The following is a 313-nucleotide window of genomic DNA, read 5'->3' on the forward strand; positions in this document are numbered from 1 at the left end:
CAAAGATGTTGTGTCAGGTGCGTGGGAGATAATTAAAACCGTAACAAAAGGCGCGTTGAGTATAATAAAGAGCATCATCAGCACTGCTTGGAATGCGATTAAAGCATTGACTTCAACAATCTGGAACGCAATCAAAAAGACACTTTCTGGCCTTTGGAACTCTCTTAAATCCACAGCCAGCACAGTATTTAATGCAATTAAAACTAAAGTTGTAGGCGTATGGGACAGCGTAAAGAACAAGACATCCCGAACATGGGAAAGCGTAGCTACGTTCGTATCTAATAAAGTAGAAGCGATAAAAAATGCTATCACT

At 39.9% G+C, this 313-nt stretch carries 1 protein-coding gene; it reads right to left on the reverse strand.

The genetic code is table 11. From position 1 onward, the window contains the following. Nucleotides 1–313, reverse strand: a 313-nt coding sequence (locus tag KC820_RS13080; protein WP_212371697.1) for a hypothetical protein, incomplete at both ends; no start/stop codon positions are given.

Origin of the sequence: Allobacillus saliphilus (assembly GCF_018138385.1) — a bacterium.
Lineage (GTDB): Bacteria > Bacillota > Bacilli > Bacillales > Alkalibacillaceae > Allobacillus > Allobacillus saliphilus.